We start from the raw sequence: 16,017 nt of genomic DNA, 5'->3' as shown, positions 1-16,017 counted from the left end.
GCCCACCCCTGTCCGTCCGGGGGATCAGGCGCAGGCCGCGCCGACCTCCACGCCGTGCTCGGCGGCCAGGCGGTGCAGGTCGTCCAGCTCGGCCTGCTCGACGTCAGCGAGGAAGTCGTCGCCCGTCTCACGAGCACGCGTGAGGTCGGACTGAGCGGTCCTGATGCGGTGCAGCAGCCCTGCGGTGAAAGCGTCCATCGTGCGCCCCCTCGTCGTGGGTCGTTGGCACGGGGAGTGCCGGGGGTGGGTGGATCACACACTGCTACCTCTGGGGGACAGAGAGCGGTAGGTGGCGTGCCACCTACAGGGCGTGATCGCGGGGTGTGCAGTCGTCCTCCCCAGACCTTTCCTCACAGAAACCTCAACTGGCCCGTGAATCAGGTGAATTCTTCCCTGAGCCATCGGAGGGACACGCCCCGCGACCGGCCCCCGGGGCCCCGCACCGCCGTCTTACAGCCGGTTTACGCGCGTTCGGGGCAGGATGGACACGCACAGTCAGTGCGCAGAACCGCCCGTCCACGCCCAGGACCAGGGCACCCAGGAAAGGACTTACAGACGTGCGCGTACTCGTCGTCGAGGACGAGCAGCTGCTCGCCGATGCGGTGGCCACCGGACTGCGCCGGGAGGCCATGGCCGTCGACGTCGTGTACGACGGCGCCGCGGCCCTGGAGCGCATCGGGGTCAACGACTACGACGTCGTCGTGCTCGACCGGGACCTCCCGCTCGTCCACGGCGACGACGTCTGCCGGAAGATCGTCGAGCTCGGCATGCCCACCCGGGTCCTGATGCTGACCGCCTCCGGCGACGTCAGCGACCGGGTCGAGGGACTGGAGCTGGGCGCCGACGACTACCTGCCGAAGCCCTTCGCCTTCACCGAGCTCACCGCCCGCGTGCGGGCCCTGGGCCGCCGCACCACCGTGCCGCTCCCGCCCGTCCTGGAGCGCGCCGGCATCAAGCTCGACCCCAACCGCCGCGAGGTCTTCCGCGAGGGCAAGGAGGTCCAGCTGGCACCCAAGGAGTTCGCCGTCCTGGAGGTCCTGATGCGCAGCGAGGGCGCCGTCGTCTCGGCCGAGCAGCTCCTGGAGAAGGCCTGGGACGAGAACACGGACCCGTTCACCAACGTCGTACGCGTCACCGTGATGACCCTGCGCCGCAAGCTCGGCGAGCCCCCGGTCATCGTCACCGTCCCCGGCTCCGGATACCGGATCTGACCCGATGGCCCAGACCCCGGCGCCCCTGAACGCGCCCCCGAAACCGACCTGGGACCCCCGCGACCCGGTCAGGCCGCTGCTGCGACCGACCATCCGGATAAGACTCACGCTGCTGTACGGCGGAATGTTCCTGATCGCCGGCATCCTGCTGCTGGCGATCATCTACCTGTTCACCGCGCAGGCCCTGCGGGACAGCACCTCCCAGCTGCCCTTCAAGGTCGTCAGCGGCACCGTCCAGCCGACCACCGACTGGTGCGAGCTCCCGGAGAAGTCCACCGGAGAGCAGCTCAACAACGCCGTCACGATGTGTCTGCGGCACCAGAGCGACCTCGCCCTCGACGACCTGCTGCGCCGCTCCCTGTTTGCCCTGCTGGGGCTGAGCATCATCGCCTTCGCCTTCGGATACGCGATGGCGGGCCGGGTGCTCTCCCCGCTGGGCCGGATCACCCGGACCGCCCGCCAGGTGGCCGGATCGGATCTGTCCCGGCGGATCGAGCTCGACGGCCCGGACGACGAGCTCAAGGAGCTCGCGGACACCTTCGACGAGATGCTGGAGCGCCTGGAGCGGGCCTTCAGCGCCCAGCAGCGCTTCGTGGCCAACGCCTCGCACGAGCTGCGCACCCCGCTCGCGATCAACCGCACCCTGCTGGAGGTCCAGCTCTCCGACCCCGGCGCGCCGGTGGAGCTCCAGCAGCTGGGCAAGACGCTGCTGGCCACCAACGAGCGCAGCGAGCAGCTGGTCGAGGGCCTGCTGCTGCTGGCCCGCAGCGACAACCAGATCATCGAGCGCAAGGCCGTGGACCTGGCCGAGGTGGCCTCCCGTGCCATCGACCAGGTGCGTTCGGAGGCCGAAGCCAAGGGCGTGGAGCTCCGCGGCGAGCGCGCCCCGGCGGTCGTCCAGGGCAACGGCGTCCTGCTGGAGCGGATCGCGCTGAACCTGGTGCAGAACGCCGTCCGGTACAACATCCCGGAGGGCGGCTGGGTGGACGTCACGACCGAGACCCAGAACGGCCAGGCGGTCCTGGTGGTCGCGAACACGGGCCCGGTGGTCCCCGCGTACGAGATCGACAATCTTTTCGAGCCATTCCGGCGCCTGCGGCAGGAGCGCACCGGGAGCGACAAGGGCGTCGGCCTCGGCCTGTCGATCGCGCGGTCCGTCGCTCGGGCCCACGGCGGCCGTATCATCGCGGAGCCCCGCGAGGGCGGTGGCCTCGTGATGCGTGTCACTCTGCCGATCTGACACACTGCACGAGCCGACCGGATCTGTTCGCTTTGCGCGGAATTTCCGGTTCTCGTTCCTGAGACGATCCTGTGTGATCGATCACAGGAATGGGTGTCCGACCCCCCACTCTCCGTGATCGCGAATTCCCGCAAAAAACCCGGAAAAGTCCGGGTTTCCGGGGGTCCGAAAGGCGGGAAGTACACGGGGTGGCGCCCGTGAGGGACGGCCGACGGACCGTGTACGGTCCGGTTCGCCACCCAAAGCCGCTCACTCGTGAGAGGGCGGATTGGGTGTCGATTGAGTAACAGACCTTGATGTGAGGCAAAATCTCCGCCTCGGGTCGGGCACAAGTCCGGCCTCTCACGCGTTACGTGCGCTGGAGACACCGCAAACCACCCAGAGGGGGAGAGCGACATGGCAACGGATTACGACACCCCACGCAAGACCGACGACGACGTCGACTCGGACAGCCTTGAAGAACTGAAGGCCCGCCGGAACGACAAGTCCACCTCGACCGTCGACGTCGACGAGTTCGAGGCCGCCGAGGGCCTGGAGCTGCCCGGCGCCGACCTCTCCAACGAGGAGTTGGCCGTCCGGGTCCTGCCCAAGCAGGCCGACGAGTTCACCTGCATGAGCTGCTTCCTCGTGCACCACCGCAGCCAGCTGGCGCGGGAGAAGAACGGCCAGCCGATCTGCCGCGACTGCGACTGAGATCGAGTGGCCGTGGCAGGCGACACACCGTCTCGGAAGCGGCGGCTCCGGCTTCCTGGGAAGTCGGAGGCGTACCGGGGCGGCTCAGGCTCGGCAGAGGACCCTCAGCAGGGCTCCTCGGCCGCGCACTCCGCCCCCCTGCCCGCCTTTGGCGCACGTGACGACGGGCGAGGCCCCACGGCCTCGCTCGAAGCAGCACAGGCGCCGCCCCCGGGCGACCACTCGCCCGTCCCGCAGGAGCGGGGCGACGGGACCAAGCGGAGCGCCCTGCGGCGCGTCGCCAACCCGGCGCGCCTCCAGCTGGACCGCATCAAACTCGACAGCGCCCGCATCGAAGCCGTACGGCGCGGTGTGAAGCGCGGTGGCCAGGGAGCCAAGGCCGGCATCGGCTACCTCGCCGACCGGGTCATCGAGCTCGCCCCCCGGGTCCCCGTGCGGGACCTGGCGACCCTGCGCCGGCACTTCCCGGGGCTCGGCCCCGAACAGATCGCCGACAAGCTCGTCACGGGCGCGTCCAACGCCAGCGCCACCGTCGGTGCCGGCATCGGCGCCGCCGCGATGCTGCCGGTGCCGCCCGCGATGCCCGCGGAGCTGGCCGCGGAGATCACCGGCGTCGCCGCCATCGAGCTGAAGCTCATCGCCGAGCTGCACGAGGTCTACGGACTGCGCCCGCCCGGCAACCTCACCCAGCGCTCGACCGCGTACCTGACCTCCTGGGCCGAGGAGCGCGGCATCGACCCCACCAAGCCCACCACGGTCAACGCTGCCCTCGGCGGCCAGCTCAAGCGCGAACTGCGCCAGCAGATCACCAAGCGCCTGGTGCGCAACCTGCCGAACCTCACGCCGTTCATGGTGGGCGCGGCCGTCGGCGCGGTCATGAACCGGCGCGACACCAGAAAGCTCGCCGCGCACATCCGCAAGGACCTGCGCGGCCGCCAGATCCCCTGGGACGCCCTCCCGCCGCTGCCCCCGCTGGAGCAGCCGGAGAACCCCAAGGAGATCGACTTCTAGGCGTCCTGGGCCTCCGGCGCCTCCTGGGCTCCCCGCGCCTCGTCGCGGGCCGCCTCCAGGGCCGCCACGAGGCCCTCCGGGTCCCGGCTGGACAGGTAGACGTACGGCGTCGGGTCCGCCGGGTCCGTCACCTCGACCCGCACCGCCGTGGGCACGTAGCTGCGCATCAGCATGAACGCGCGCGGATCCGCCTTGTACGTGCGCCAGGCGCGCGCCTCCTCGGCGTCCAGGACCTCGGGCGCCCCCAGCGCCGACACCGGGATGCGCGCGTCCCCCGCGACCAGCGAGCCGGCCACCACCCGGATCCGGGCCGAACCGTACGAGGACACCGCGACCGCGGCGAGCGCCCCCGCGGCGATCAGTCCGCCGAGCGTCGGGACCGTGCCCAACGGGAACATGATCAGACCGCCGGAGACGCCCAGCAGGGCCACGATCACCCACCAGGAACGGGGCGCGGTGAGGCGCTCGTCGAAGCTCGGAGCCAAGGAGTGTGCGGAAGGCTGCATGCCTTCCAGCTTGGCATGGCGAGACCGGCGCCCGGCCGCGCGGGTAAGGTCTGCGCCTGTGACTGGAACATCTGCCGCTCTCACGCCGCCGGCCGACGCCATACCGCCGGTACGCCACCCCGACGCGCCCGCCCCCGGCGAGCTGCTCGGCGCGCACTACGCGCAGTGCTTCGGCTGCGGCGGCGGACAGCCCCACGGGCTGCACCTGGCGGCGCGGGCGGGCGAGGGCGTGACCGTCACCGCCGAGTTCACCGTGACCCCCGACCACCAGGGCGCCCCCGGCCTCGCGCACGGCGGCGTGCTCGCCACCGCGCTCGACGAGACCCTCGGCTCCCTGAACTGGCTGCTGCGGGTCATCGCCGTCACCGGCCGGCTCGAGACCGACTTCGCGCGGCCCGTTCCGGTCGGCACCGTGCTCCACCTGGAGGCCGAGGTCACCGCGGTGCACGGCCGCAAGATCTACTCGACCGCCGTCGGCCGGATCGGCGGGCCCGAGGGTCCCGTCGCCGTCCGCGCCGACGCCCTCTTCATCGAGGTGAAGGTCGACCACTTCATCGACAACGGCCGGCCGGAGGAGATCCAGGCCGCCATGTCCGACCCCGACCAGGTCAGGCGCGCCCGCGCCTTCGAGGTGAACCCCTGATGCGCAATCCCGTCGACGTACTCATCCGCCGTGTGGACCCGGAGGTGCCGATCCCGGCCTACGGGCACCCCGGCGACGCCGGAGCCGATCTGGTGACCACCGAGGCCGCCGTGCTGGCCCCCGGAGAGCGGGCCGTGCTGCCCACCGGGGTCTCCATCGCGCTGCCCGACGGCTACGCCGCCTTCGTCCACCCCCGCTCCGGCCTCGCCGCCCGCTGCGGCGTCGCGCTCGTGAATGCCCCGGGGACGGTCGATGCCGGGTACCGTGGAGAGATCAAGGTGATCGTGGTCAATCTGGACCCGCGCGAGAGCGTGCGGTTCGAACGTTTCGACCGGATTGCCCAACTGGTCGTCCAGCAGGTCGAGAAGGTGCGCTTCCACGAGGTGGCGGAGCTTCCCGGCTCGGCGCGGGCCGAGGGGGGCTTCGGGTCCACCGGCGGTCATGCCGCCGTGGACGGCACTACGGGTGGGAATCGATACGCTTCGGTCGTATCCGACCGGGAAGGACAGTGACGTGTTCGGACGTCGCAAGAAGAGCGGTGCCGCTGAAGACGCAGCGGGCGAGGCCGAGCAGGTCGTCGACGCGGTGAACGAGGACGAGGCGGACGCGGCTCCGCGCCGCGTGAACCTTCCGCCCGCGCCCCGGCCCGACGGTCCCTGGGACATCTCCGAGGTCACCACGCCCGAGGAGGGCCGGGTGGACCTGGGCGGCATCTTCGTGCCCGGAGTCGAGGGCATGGAGCTGCGCGTGGAGGTGGCGGGCGACGCGATCGTCGCGGCCACCGTGGTCCTGCGCGACAGCGCCGTGCAGCTCCAGGCGTTCGCCGCCCCGAAGAACGAGGGCATCTGGGGCGAGGTCCGCGAGGAGATCGCCGGCGGGATCACCCAGCAGGGCGGCGCCATCGAAGAGGTCGAGGGCCCGCTGGGCTGGGAGCTGCGCGCCCAGGTCCCGGTGCAGCTCCCCGACGGCAACCGCGGCGTGCAGCTCGTGCGCTTCGTGGGCGTCGACGGGCCGCGCTGGTTCCTGCGCGGCGTGATCTCCGGCCAGGGCGCGGTGCAGCCCGAGGCCGCCGGTCTGCTGGAGCAGATCGTCCGGGACACCGTGGTCGTCCGTGGCGACGGCCCGATGGCCCCGCGCGACCCGATCGTCCTCAAGCTGCCGAACGACGCCCAGATGGTGCCGGACGGCGTGCAGCAGGAGGACCAGGCCGGCTCCCGGTTCTCCGGCGGCATGGGTCAGCTGCAGCGCGGCCCGGAGATCTCCGAGGTCCGCTGACGTACCGCCCCGCCAGGGGCAAGGGTTTTCCACAGCCGCGGCCGGTGCGACCGGCCGCGGCTTTTCCACAGGCCTGGCAGCCGCCCTTCCGCTGTGCCCATACTGACGGCGCACACGTTCGATCGAGGGGGGCACCACGGTGAGTGAGAGCAACGCACGGACCGGCACGGCCGTGATCGACGACCCGGCCGGCACGCCGATGGTCCGGGTGGAGAACCTGAAGCGGTCGTACGGGACGGGCGAAGCGGCCGTCCACGCCCTGCGCGGGGTCTCCTTCGACATCCCGCGCGGCGAGCTGGTCGCCCTCAAGGGCCGTTCCGGATCCGGCAAGACCACGCTGCTCAACCTGGTCGGCGGCCTCGACGCCGCGGACGAGGGGCGCATCGTCATCGACGGCACCGACCTCGCCGACCTCGGCGAGGAGGGGCTCCTGGAGCTGCGCCGCGACCGGATCGGATTCATCTTCCAGTCCTTCGGGCTCATACCGATCCTGACCGCCGCCGAGAACGTCGGCGTGCCGATGCGGCTGCGCAAGGCCGATCCGAGGGAGCGCGAGGAGCGGGTCGCCCTGCTGCTCGCCCTGGTGGGCCTCGCCGACCACGCGGCCCAGCGGCCCGGGGAGCTCTCCGGCGGGCAGCAGCAGCGCGTCGCCATCGCCCGCGCCCTCGCCAACCGGCCCGCCCTGCTGATCGCCGACGAGCCGACCGGGCAGCTCGACGCCGAGACCGGCCTCGCGGTCATGGAGCTGCTGCGGGCCGTCGTGCGCAGCGAGGGCTGCACGGCGCTGGTCGCCACCCACGACTCCCAGCTGCTCGGCCTGGCCGACCGCGTCCTCGAGCTGCGCGACGGCGAGATCGTCGAGCACTGAGCCGACGGCCCCCGTGGGGGCGTCAGGATCACGTCAATACGGCCCTGACCTCCCGCACCCGTGCGGAATGTCCGTTTGGCTGGACGTAAGGTCGAGCCATGGGACGCGGCAAGCTACGGATCTACCTGGGGGCGGCGCCGGGCGTCGGCAAGACGTACGCGATGCTCTCCGAGGGGCATCGACGCGTCGAGCGAGGCACGGACTGCGTGGTCGGGTTCGTGGAGCACCACGACCGGCCGCGCACGGAAGTGATGCTGCACGGCCTCGAACAGGTGCCACGGCGGCAGATCGACTATCGGGGCACCACCTTCCCCGAGATGGACCTGGACGCGGTCCTCGCCCGGGAGCCCGCCGTCGCGCTGGTGGACGAGCTCGCCCACACCAATGTGCCGGGCTCCCGCAACCCCAAGCGCTGGCAGGACGTGGAGGAGCTGCTGGCGGCGGGGATCGACGTCATATCGACGGTCAACATCCAGCATCTGGAGTCCTTGGGCGACGTGGTCGAGGCGATCACGGGGGTGCGGCAGCGGGAGACGGTGCCGGACGAGGTGGTGCGCCGGGCGGACCAGATAGAGCTGGTCGACATGTCGCCGCAGGCGCTGCGGCGGCGGATGGCGCACGGCAACGTCTACAAGCCGGACAAGGTCGACGCGGCCCTCTCCAACTACTTCCGCCCCGGCAATCTGACGGCGCTGCGCGAGCTGGCGCTGCTGTGGACGGCCGACCGCGTCGACGAGTACCTGCGCCAGTACCGCGGCGAGCACAACATCCAGTCCACCTGGCAGGCCCGTGAGCGGATCGTCGTCGGCCTGACCGGCGGGCCCGAGGGCCGCACCCTGATCCGCCGGGCCGCCCGGCTCGCGGAGAAGGGCGCGGGCGGCGAGGTCCTCGCCGTCTACATCTCCCGCAGCGACGGCCTCACCTCGGCCTCGCCGAAGGAGCTCGCCGTCCAGCGCACCCTCGTCGAGGACCTGGGCGGCACCTTCCACCACGTCATAGGCGACGACATCCCCGCGGCCCTGCTCTCCTTCGCGCGGGGTGTCAACGCCACCCAGATCGTCCTCGGCTCCAGCCGCCGCCGCTCCTGGCAGTACGTCCTCGGCCCAGGCGTCGGCCAGACCGTCGCCCGGGACTCCGGGCCCGACCTCGACGTCCACATCGTCACCCACGAGGGGGCCGCCAAGGGCCGCGGCCTGCCCGTCGCCCGCGGCGCCCGGCTCGGCCGCGCCCGGATCGTGTGGGGCTGGCTCGTCGGCGTCGGCGGCCCCGCGCTGCTCGCCCTGCTGCTCACCCATGTCGACGCGAACCTCGGGCTCGCCAACGACATGCTGCTCTTCCTGGCCCTGACCGTCGCGGCCGCCCTGGTCGGCGGCCTGCTCCCGGCCCTGGCCTCGGCCGCCTTCGGTTCGCTGCTGCTCAACTGGTTCTTCACCCCGCCGCTGCACCGGCTGACCGTCGCCGACCCCAAGAACATCGTGGCCATCGCCGTCTTCTTCGGCGTCGCCATGTCCGTGGCCTCCGTGGTCGACCTGGCCGCCCGCCGCACCCACCAGGCCGCCCGGCTGCGCGCCGAGTCCGAGGTCCTCTCCTACCTCGCCGGCAGCGTCCTGCGGGGCGAGACGAGCCTGGAGGCGCTGCTCGAACGGGTCCGCGAGACCTTCTCGATGGACTCCGTCGCCCTGCTGGAGCGCACCGGCGACCTCGAACCGTGGACCTGCGCGGCGAGCGTCGGCACGGGCACGGTGGCCCGGCCGGAGGACGCCGACGTCGACATGCCCGTCGGCGACCATCTGGCGCTCGCCCTGACCGGCCGGGTGCTGCCCGCGGAGGACCGGCGGGTGCTCGGCGCCTTCGCCGCCCAGGCCGCCGTCGTCCTCGACCGCCAGCGGCTCGTCGACCAGGCGGAGGAGGCCCGCAAGCTGGCCGAGGGCAACAAGATCCGCACCTCGCTGCTGGCCGCCGTCAGCCACGACCTGCGCACCCCGCTGGCCGGTATCAAGGCCTCGGTCTCCTCCCTGCGCTCCGACGACGTCGAGTGGTCCGAGGAGGACCGGGCGGTCCTGCTGGAGGGCATCGAGGACGGCGCCGACCGCCTGGACCACCTGGTCGGCAACCTCCTCGACATGTCCCGGCTCCAGACCGGCACGGTCACCCCGCTCATCCGCCCCACCGACCTGGACGAGGTCGTGCCGATGGCCCTCGGCGGCGTCCCCGACGGCAGCGTCGAGCTCGACATCCCCGAGACGCTCCCGATGGTCGCCGTCGACCGCGGCCTGCTCGAACGGGCCGTCGCCAACATCGTCGAGAACGCGGTCAAGTACAGCTCCGACGGCGTCCCGGTCGCCGTCGGCGCCAGCGTCCTCGGCGAGCGCCTCGAACTGCGGGTGACCGACCGAGGACCCGGCGTCCCCGACGAGGCCAAGGACGGCATATTCGAGCCGTTCCAGCGCTTCGGCGACGCCCCGCGCGGTGCCGGAGTGGGCCTCGGGCTCGCCGTCGCCCGCGGCTTCGTCGAGGCCATGGGCGGCACCATCACCGCCGAGGACACCCCGGGCGGCGGGCTGACCATGGTCCTCACCCTCCGGACCGCCGGGCCCCCGCCGCCGGACACCGCGGCCCCCGCGATGCCGGCGCACATCATGACGTGACCCCGGCCCCGCCCCGCGGCCGCACCCTTCCCGGGCGGCCCCGGACTCCGTACCCGTAGCCTCACCCGCCCCGCACATCCCCCGGCCCCACGCCCCGTACCAACGACAAGGAAGGCCCCCCTTCATGACCCGGGTCCTCGTGGTCGACGACGAACCTCAGATCGTCCGCGCCCTGGTGATCAACCTCAAGGCGCGGAAGTACGAGGTCGACGCGGCCCCCGACGGCGCCACCGCCCTCCGGCTCGCCGCCGAGCGCCACCCCGACGTCGTCGTCCTCGACCTCGGACTGCCCGACATGGACGGCGTCGAGGTGATCAAGGGCCTGCGCGGCTGGACCCGGGTGCCGATCCTGGTGCTCTCCGCCCGGCAGACCTCCGACGAGAAGGTCGAGGCGCTCGACGCGGGCGCCGACGACTACGTCACCAAGCCCTTCGGCATGGACGAGCTGCTGGCCCGGCTGCGCGCCGCGGTCCGCAGGGCCGAGCCGGTCGGCGGCGGCGAGGACGGCGTCGTGGTCGTCGAGACCGCGGACTTCACCGTCGACCTGGCCGCCAAGAAGGTCCACCGCGACGGCAAGGACGTGCGGCTGACCCCGACCGAGTGGCACCTCCTGGAGGTCCTGGTCCGCAACAGCGGCCGCCTGGTGAGCCAGAAGCAGCTGCTCCAGGAGGTCTGGGGGCCCTCGTACGGCACCGAGACGAACTACCTCCGGGTCTACATGGCGCAGTTGCGGCGCAAGCTGGAGCAGGACCCTTCGCACCCGCGGCACTTCGTCACCGAACCGGGCATGGGGTACCGCTTCGAACACTGACTCCGGTGCCGGGTTCCGTGTCGGCGGGGGCCGGTACGCTTTCTGTATGAGTGCTGCACCGCGTACAGAGAAGCCGGCAGGGCGGTTCCGCCGGATGCTCGACCGCCTGTCCACCTCCCAGGAGGAGCTCGAGTCGGTCGAGCTCCAGGAGGACTCCGCAGCGTCGGGGTGCACGCGCATCAGCGACTGCTCCGACCGCCAGATAGTCAAGGTGACTGGTACGTTGCGGACGGTCACCCTGCGTCCCCGGGCCGGTGTGCCCGCGCTGGAGGCCGAGCTGTTCGACGGCACGGCGCCGCTGGACGTGGTGTGGCTGGGCCGCAGGTCCATCGTGGGCATCGAGCCGGGCCGTAAGTTGATCGCCTCCGGCCGGATCTCCATGAGCCACGGCCGGCGGGTCCTCTTCAATCCCAAATACGAGCTCCGACCGCTCGGACAGGAGTAGCCGGTGACGTCAGTCGACAAGCCGACCACCGAGAAGCCCATCCCCGACCAGGACGCCCGGGCCGACAAGGCGGTGACCGAGGCCGCCCTCTTCGAGGCGTTCGGCGGAGTGCGCGGCATGGTGGAGACGGTCCTGCCCGGCCTGCTCTTCGTCACGATCTACACGATCAACAAGGACCTGCGCTCCTCCGCGATCGCCGCCCTCGCGGTCTCGCTCGTCCTCGTCGCCGTCCGGCTGATCCGCCGCGACACCCTCAAGCACGCCTTCAGCGGTGTCTTCGGCGTCGCCTTCGGCGTGGTCTTCGCGATGATGACGGGCAACGCCAAGGACTTCTACCTGCCGGGCATGCTCTACACGCTCGGCCTGGCCCTCGCGTACATCGTCACGACCCTGGCCGGCGTCCCGCTGATCGGCCTCATCCTGGGGCCGGTCTTCAAGGAGAACCTCTCCTGGCGGACCCGGAACCCGGGCCGGAAGAAGGCGTACGCCAAGGCCAGCTGGGCCTGGGGGCTGATCCTGCTCGCCAAGTGCGCGATCCTCTTCCCGCTGTACTGGTGGGCCGACACCACCCAGCTCGGCTGGGTCCTGGTCGCCCTGAAGATCCCGCCGTTCCTGCTCGCGGTCTACCTGACCTGGGTGTTCCTGGCCAAGGCGCCGCCGCCTATCGACGTCTTCGCCGAGATGGAGGCCGAGGAGAAGGCGGAGAAGGCCCGCAAGGCCGCCGCCCAGGGGCACACGGACGCGTGAGCCTTACTCCTCTGCCGTAAAGCTGCCGCAAAGGGGCCCGGGACCGTCACAGGTCCCGGGCCCCTTGCCACGTACAGGTGGGTGTACGGGTCAGCTCTCCGTCGTCTCCCGGCGGACCGAGAGCAGGTCCTCCAGCTGCTCCTCGCGCGCCTGGGTGGCCACGAACAGCAGCTCGTCGCCCGCCTCCAGGGTCTCCTCCGCGCTCGGCGTGAGGACCCGCGAGCCGCGGATGATGGTGACCAGCGAGGTGTCCTGCGGCCAGGCCACATCGCCCACCGCGGTGCCCGCGATCGCGGACTCCGGCGGCAGCGTCAGCTCGACCAGGTTGGCGTCGCCGTGGCTGAAGCGCAGCAGCCGGACCAGGTCGCCGACGCTCACCGCCTCCTCTACCAGGGCCGACATCAGACGCGGCGTCGAGACGGCGACGTCCACGCCCCACGCCTCGTTGAACAGCCACTCGTTCTTCGGGTTGTTGACCCGGGCGACCACCCGCGGCACGCCGTACTCGGTCTTGGCGAGCAGCGAGACGACGAGGTTCACCTTGTCGTCGCCGGTCGCCGCGATGACGACGTTGCAGCGCTGCAGGGCCGCCTCGTCGAGCGAGGTGATCTCGCAGGCGTCGGCCAGCAGCCACTCGGCCTGGGGCACCCGCTCCACCGAGATGGCGGTCGGCGCCTTGTCGATGAGCAGGACCTCGTGCCCGTTCTCCAGGAGCTCGCCCGCGATGGAACGGCCCACGGCGCCCGCGCCGGCAATAGCGACACGCATCAGTGACCGCCCTCCTCGGGACCCTCGGCGAAGGCCGCCTCGACCTTGGCGATCTCGTCCGTCCGCATCATCACGTGGACGAGGTCGCCCTCCTGCAGCACCGTCTGCGAGGTGGGGAGAATCGCTTCGCCCAGTCGGGTGAGAAACGCCACGCGCACCCCGGTCTCCTCCTGGAGCCGGCTGACCTTGTGGCCGATCCACGCGGTGGAGGTGTGCACCTCGGCGAGCTGCACACCGCCGCTCGGGTCACGCCACAGCGGCTCGGCGCCGGACGGCAGCAGCCGCCGCAGCATCTGGTCGGCGGTCCAGCGGACCGTCGCGACGGTCGGGATGCCCAGGCGCTGGTAGACCTCGGCGCGCCGCGGGTCGTAGATCCGGGCCGCGACGTTCTCGATGCCGAACATCTCGCGCGCGACCCGCGCCGCGATGATGTTCGAGTTGTCGCCGCTGCTCACCGCGGCGAAGGCGCCGGCCTCCTCGATCCCCGCCTCGCGGAGCGTGTCCTGGTCGAAGCCCACGCCCGTGACACGGCGGCCGCCGAACCCCGAGCCCAGACGGCGGAAAGCCGTCGGGTCCTGGTCCACGACCGCGACCGTGTGGCCCTGCTGTTCCAGGGTCTGCGCGAGAGCGGCTCCCACTCGGCCGCAGCCCATGATGACGATGTGCACGTCCCCTTACCCCGCACTCCTGATCGCCTTGCTGACCTGCGAAAACACGCTTCTCACAACTTTCCTGGCCCCATCGGCCACGTAGCTCGGTCACCGTGGTCGCCCCGGAGGGCGGCCATGACCCGGCCCGGTCGGCCCGGGCCGTGGCGGACGCGCACCGACGTGCTGTCCGGTCCGAGCTTATGCGGCAACGATGGCCGGGACCTCACGCAGCCCTCGTTAGGAAACCGTCAAGGCGACGTCATGCCCGCGTCAGTAACGGGAGCGGGTACTCGCGCCCGCCTCTGCGGAGGTGGTATCCAGGGAGATTCCGTGCGGATCGGGGGTGCCGGTCGGCGCCGCCCTTTTCGAACGCTTACGATCCTCTGCGTGTCCAAACTGACCGACGTGCCCAAACGGATCCTGATCGGGCGGGCCCTGCGCAGCGACAAGCTCGGCGAGACCCTGCTCCCGAAGCGCATCGCCCTCCCCGTCTTCGCCTCCGACCCGCTGTCCTCGGTGGCGTACGCCCCGGGCGAGGTCCTTCTCGTCCTCTCCGTCGCAGGCCTGTCGGCCTACCACTTCAGCCCGTGGATCGCACTGGCCGTCGTGGTCCTGATGTTCACGGTCGTCGCCTCGTACCGGCAGAACGTGCACGCGTACCCCAGCGGCGGCGGCGACTACGAGGTGGCCACCACCAACCTCGGGCCGAAGGCCGGACTCACCGTCGCCAGCGCGCTGCTCGTCGACTACGTCCTCACCGTCGCCGTCTCGATCGCCTCCGGCATCGAGAACCTCGGCTCCGCGGTGCCGTTCGTCGTCGAGCACAAGGTCGCCTCCGCCATCGCGGTGATCGTGCTGCTCACGCTCATGAACCTGCGCGGGGTGAAGGAGTCCGGCGGCCTCTTCGCCATCCCGACGTACGTCTTCGTCTTCGGCGTCTTCGTCATGATCATCTGGGGTGCCTGGCGCGGTCTGGTCCTCGACGACACCATGCGCGCGCCGACCGCCGGCTTCGAGATCAAGGCCGAACACCAGGGTCTGGCCGGATTCGCGCTGGTCTTCCTGCTGCTGCGCGCCTTCTCCTCCGGCTGTGCGGCGCTCACCGGCGTCGAGGCCATCTCCAACGGCGTGCCCGCCTTCCGCAAGCCCAAGTCGAAGAACGCCGCCACCACGCTCGCGCTCATGGGCGGCCTGGCCGTCACCATGTTCTGCGGCATCATCTTCCTGGCCATGGCCACCGACGTCCGGATGGCCGAGAAGCCCGCCACGGACCTGCTGAACAACGGCGTGCCGGTCGGCGAGTCCTATGTCCAGGACCCGGTGATCTCCCAGGTCGCCGCCGCCGTCTTCGGCGACGGAACGTTCTTCTTCATCCTGCTGGCCGCCGCCACCGCGCTCGTCCTGTTCCTGGCCGCCAACACGGCGTACAACGGCTTCCCGCTCCTCGGCTCGATCCTCGCCCAGGACCGCTACCTGCCCCGCCAGCTGCACACCCGCGGCGACCGCCTCGCCTTCTCCAACGGCATCGTGCTGCTGGCCGGCGCCGCCGCCCTGCTCGTGTGGATCTACGGGGCCGACTCGACCCGGCTGATCCAGCTGTACATCGTCGGCGTCTTCGTCTCCTTCACCCTCAGCCAGATCGGCATGGTCCGGCACTGGAACCGGCACCTGCGGACCGAGAAGGAGCCGGCCAAGCGCCGCCACATGATCCGCTCCCGCGCGATCAACGCCTTCGGCGCCTTCTTCACCGGCCTCGTCCTGGTCGTCGTCCTCGCCACCAAGTTCACCCACGGCGCCTGGGTCGCCCTGCTCGGCATGGTGATCTTCTACGCGACGATGACCGCGATCCGCCGGCACTACGACTCCGTCGCCGAGGAGATCGCCGCCGCCGAGGAGCGCCCCGACGAGTACGTGCGCCCCTCCCGGGTCCGTTCCGTCGTCCTCGTCTCCAAGCTGCACAAGCCCACGCTGCGCGCCCTCGCCTACGCCAAGCTGCTGCACGCCAACGAGCTGGAGGCGCTCAGCGTCAGCGTCGACCCGGCCGAGACCAAGGCGCTCAAGGAGGAGTGGGAGCGGCGCGGCATCAACGTGCCGCTGAAGATCCTCGACTCGCCCTACCGCGAGATCACCCGGCCGGTCATCGAGTACGTGAAGAACCTCCGCAAGGAGAGCCCGCGCGACGCCGTCTCGGTCTACATCCCCGAGTACGTGGTCGGCCACTGGTACGAGCACCTGCTGCACAACCAGAGCGCCCTGCGCCTCAAGGGCCGGCTGCTCTTCACCCCGGGCGTCATGGTGACCTCGGTCCCGTACCAGCTCCAGTCCTCCGAGGCCGCGAAGAAGCGGGCGAGGAAGCGCCAGGAGTGGAACGCCCCCGGATCGGTCCGCCGCGGACCGGTCGAGAAGGGCGGCGCGAAGGTACCGGCCGAGAAGAGCAACTAGACTGGTGGGCTGCCGTCCAAACGGCAGCCCACTTCTTCCTTTCCCTTGGAGACTCCCCG

General features: G+C 71.2%; 17 protein-coding genes. 13 read left to right on the top strand and 4 right to left on the bottom strand.

Annotated elements, in window-relative coordinates; translation table 11 throughout:
• Window positions 1-24 precede the first annotated feature (24 nt).
• Entirely contained in the window at window positions 25-198 is a 174-nt protein-coding gene (locus ACH414_RS29355; protein WP_382547260.1) for a hypothetical protein, read from the bottom strand.
• A gap of 359 nt (window positions 199-557) precedes the next feature.
• Between ACH414_RS29355 and ACH414_RS29350 the strand changes: the two genes are divergently transcribed.
• The 4 genes from ACH414_RS29350 to ACH414_RS29335 all read left to right on the top strand — a co-directional run bounded on the left by ACH414_RS29350 (window position 558) and on the right by ACH414_RS29335 (window position 4,155).
• Window positions 558-1,211 (top strand): response regulator transcription factor, encoded by a 654-nt coding sequence (locus ACH414_RS29350; RefSeq protein ID WP_024758527.1) that lies wholly within the window; start codon window positions 558-560, stop codon window positions 1,209-1,211.
• 4 nt (window positions 1,212-1,215) lie between these two features.
• Window positions 1,216-2,451 (top strand): sensor histidine kinase, encoded by a 1,236-nt coding sequence (locus ACH414_RS29345; RefSeq protein WP_382547257.1) that lies wholly within the window; start codon window positions 1,216-1,218, stop codon window positions 2,449-2,451.
• 396 nt (window positions 2,452-2,847) lie between these two features.
• On the top strand, window positions 2,848-3,144 hold the full coding sequence (locus ACH414_RS29340) for a DUF4193 domain-containing protein (protein WP_003955561.1): 297 nt from the start codon (window positions 2,848-2,850) through the stop codon (window positions 3,142-3,144).
• A gap of 12 nt (window positions 3,145-3,156) precedes the next feature.
• The gene (locus tag ACH414_RS29335; protein ID WP_382547254.1) at window positions 3,157-4,155 is read left to right on the top strand and encodes a hypothetical protein; all 999 of its coding nucleotides are present in this window, start codon (window positions 3,157-3,159) and stop codon (window positions 4,153-4,155) included.
• On the opposite strand, the gene ACH414_RS29330 is transcribed toward ACH414_RS29335, so the two are convergent.
• Complete coding sequence (locus ACH414_RS29330) at window positions 4,152-4,661, bottom strand: DUF3093 domain-containing protein (RefSeq protein ID WP_391770226.1); 510 nt, start codon at window positions 4,659-4,661, stop codon at window positions 4,152-4,154. The two genes, ACH414_RS29335 and ACH414_RS29330, sit on opposite strands and share 4 nt — an antisense overlap.
• A gap of 58 nt (window positions 4,662-4,719) precedes the next feature.
• Here ACH414_RS29330 and ACH414_RS29325 point away from each other — a divergent pair, with 58 nt between their 5' ends.
• From ACH414_RS29325 to ACH414_RS29290, 8 genes are all read left to right on the top strand, one after another.
• Window positions 4,720-5,304, top strand: a complete 585-nt coding sequence (locus tag ACH414_RS29325; RefSeq protein WP_382547248.1) for a PaaI family thioesterase — start codon at window positions 4,720-4,722, stop codon at window positions 5,302-5,304.
• Window positions 5,304-5,816, top strand: a complete 513-nt coding sequence (dut, locus tag ACH414_RS29320; protein WP_017237679.1) for a dUTP diphosphatase — start codon at window positions 5,304-5,306, stop codon at window positions 5,814-5,816. Before ACH414_RS29325 ends, dut begins: the two co-directional genes overlap by 1 nt.
• Before the next feature lies 1 nt (window position 5,817).
• A complete protein-coding gene (locus ACH414_RS29315; protein ID WP_382547245.1) occupies window positions 5,818-6,579 on the top strand; it encodes a DUF3710 domain-containing protein in 762 nt (253 codons plus the stop codon).
• 199 nt (window positions 6,580-6,778) lie between these two features.
• Window positions 6,779-7,447, top strand: a complete 669-nt coding sequence (locus tag ACH414_RS29310) for an ABC transporter ATP-binding protein (RefSeq protein WP_382547536.1) — start codon at window positions 6,779-6,781, stop codon at window positions 7,445-7,447.
• Between the two features lie 98 nt (window positions 7,448-7,545).
• Complete coding sequence (locus ACH414_RS29305; protein ID WP_391770227.1) at window positions 7,546-10,095, top strand: ATP-binding protein; 2,550 nt, start codon at window positions 7,546-7,548, stop codon at window positions 10,093-10,095.
• A 124-nt stretch (window positions 10,096-10,219) separates the two neighbouring features.
• Window positions 10,220-10,906, top strand: a complete 687-nt coding sequence (locus tag ACH414_RS29300) for a response regulator (protein ID WP_382547240.1) — start codon at window positions 10,220-10,222, stop codon at window positions 10,904-10,906.
• A 46-nt stretch (window positions 10,907-10,952) separates the two neighbouring features.
• On the top strand, window positions 10,953-11,351 hold the full coding sequence (locus tag ACH414_RS29295; RefSeq protein WP_132914891.1) for an OB-fold nucleic acid binding domain-containing protein: 399 nt from the start codon (window positions 10,953-10,955) through the stop codon (window positions 11,349-11,351).
• A 3-nt stretch (window positions 11,352-11,354) separates the two neighbouring features.
• A complete protein-coding gene (locus tag ACH414_RS29290; protein ID WP_382547236.1) occupies window positions 11,355-12,098 on the top strand; it encodes a DUF3159 domain-containing protein in 744 nt (247 codons plus the stop codon).
• A gap of 90 nt (window positions 12,099-12,188) precedes the next feature.
• Here the strand turns inward: ACH414_RS29290 and ACH414_RS29285 are convergent, their stop codons facing one another.
• Window positions 12,189-12,866 (bottom strand): potassium channel family protein, encoded by a 678-nt coding sequence (locus ACH414_RS29285; RefSeq protein WP_382547230.1) that lies wholly within the window; start codon window positions 12,864-12,866, stop codon window positions 12,189-12,191.
• Window positions 12,866-13,534, bottom strand: coding sequence for a potassium channel family protein (locus tag ACH414_RS29280; RefSeq protein WP_382547227.1), 669 nt, complete (start codon window positions 13,532-13,534; stop codon window positions 12,866-12,868). The genes ACH414_RS29285 and ACH414_RS29280 overlap by 1 nt, the downstream gene beginning before the upstream one ends.
• 369 nt (window positions 13,535-13,903) lie before the next feature.
• On the opposite strand from ACH414_RS29280, the gene ACH414_RS29275 reads away from it, so the two are divergent.
• Entirely contained in the window at window positions 13,904-15,958 is a 2,055-nt protein-coding gene (locus ACH414_RS29275; protein ID WP_382547224.1) for an APC family permease, read from the top strand.
• Window positions 15,959-16,017: the final 59 nt, after the last annotated feature.

Source organism: Streptomyces sp. NPDC020422 (assembly GCF_044386705.1).
Taxonomy (GTDB): Bacteria; Actinomycetota; Actinomycetes; order Streptomycetales; family Streptomycetaceae; genus Streptomyces.
This window is presented reverse-complemented; position numbering and strand designations above follow the sequence as displayed.

Bases quoted from the DNA above. Each gene is read 5' to 3' on its own strand.
- ACH414_RS29300 (WP_382547240.1), top strand. From the start codon at position 10,220: ATGACCCGGGTCCTCGTGGTCGACGACGAACCTCAGATCGTCCGCGCC.
- ACH414_RS29310 (WP_382547536.1), top strand. From the start codon at position 6,779: ATGGTCCGGGTGGAGAACCTGAAGCGGTCGTACGGGACGGGCGAAGCG.
- ACH414_RS29345 (WP_382547257.1), top strand. From the start codon at position 1,216: ATGGCCCAGACCCCGGCGCCCCTGAACGCGCCCCCGAAACCGACCTGG.
- ACH414_RS29355 (WP_382547260.1), bottom strand. From the start codon at position 198: ATGGACGCTTTCACCGCAGGGCTGCTGCACCGCATCAGGACCGCTCAG.
- ACH414_RS29295 (WP_132914891.1), top strand. From the start codon at position 10,953: ATGAGTGCTGCACCGCGTACAGAGAAGCCGGCAGGGCGGTTCCGCCGG.
- ACH414_RS29305 (WP_391770227.1), top strand. From the start codon at position 7,546: ATGGGACGCGGCAAGCTACGGATCTACCTGGGGGCGGCGCCGGGCGTC.
- ACH414_RS29340 (WP_003955561.1), top strand. From the start codon at position 2,848: ATGGCAACGGATTACGACACCCCACGCAAGACCGACGACGACGTCGAC.
- dut (WP_017237679.1), top strand. From the start codon at position 5,304: ATGCGCAATCCCGTCGACGTACTCATCCGCCGTGTGGACCCGGAGGTG.
- ACH414_RS29285 (WP_382547230.1), bottom strand. From the start codon at position 12,866: ATGCGTGTCGCTATTGCCGGCGCGGGCGCCGTGGGCCGTTCCATCGCG.
- ACH414_RS29330 (WP_391770226.1), bottom strand. From the start codon at position 4,661: ATGCAGCCTTCCGCACACTCCTTGGCTCCGAGCTTCGACGAGCGCCTC.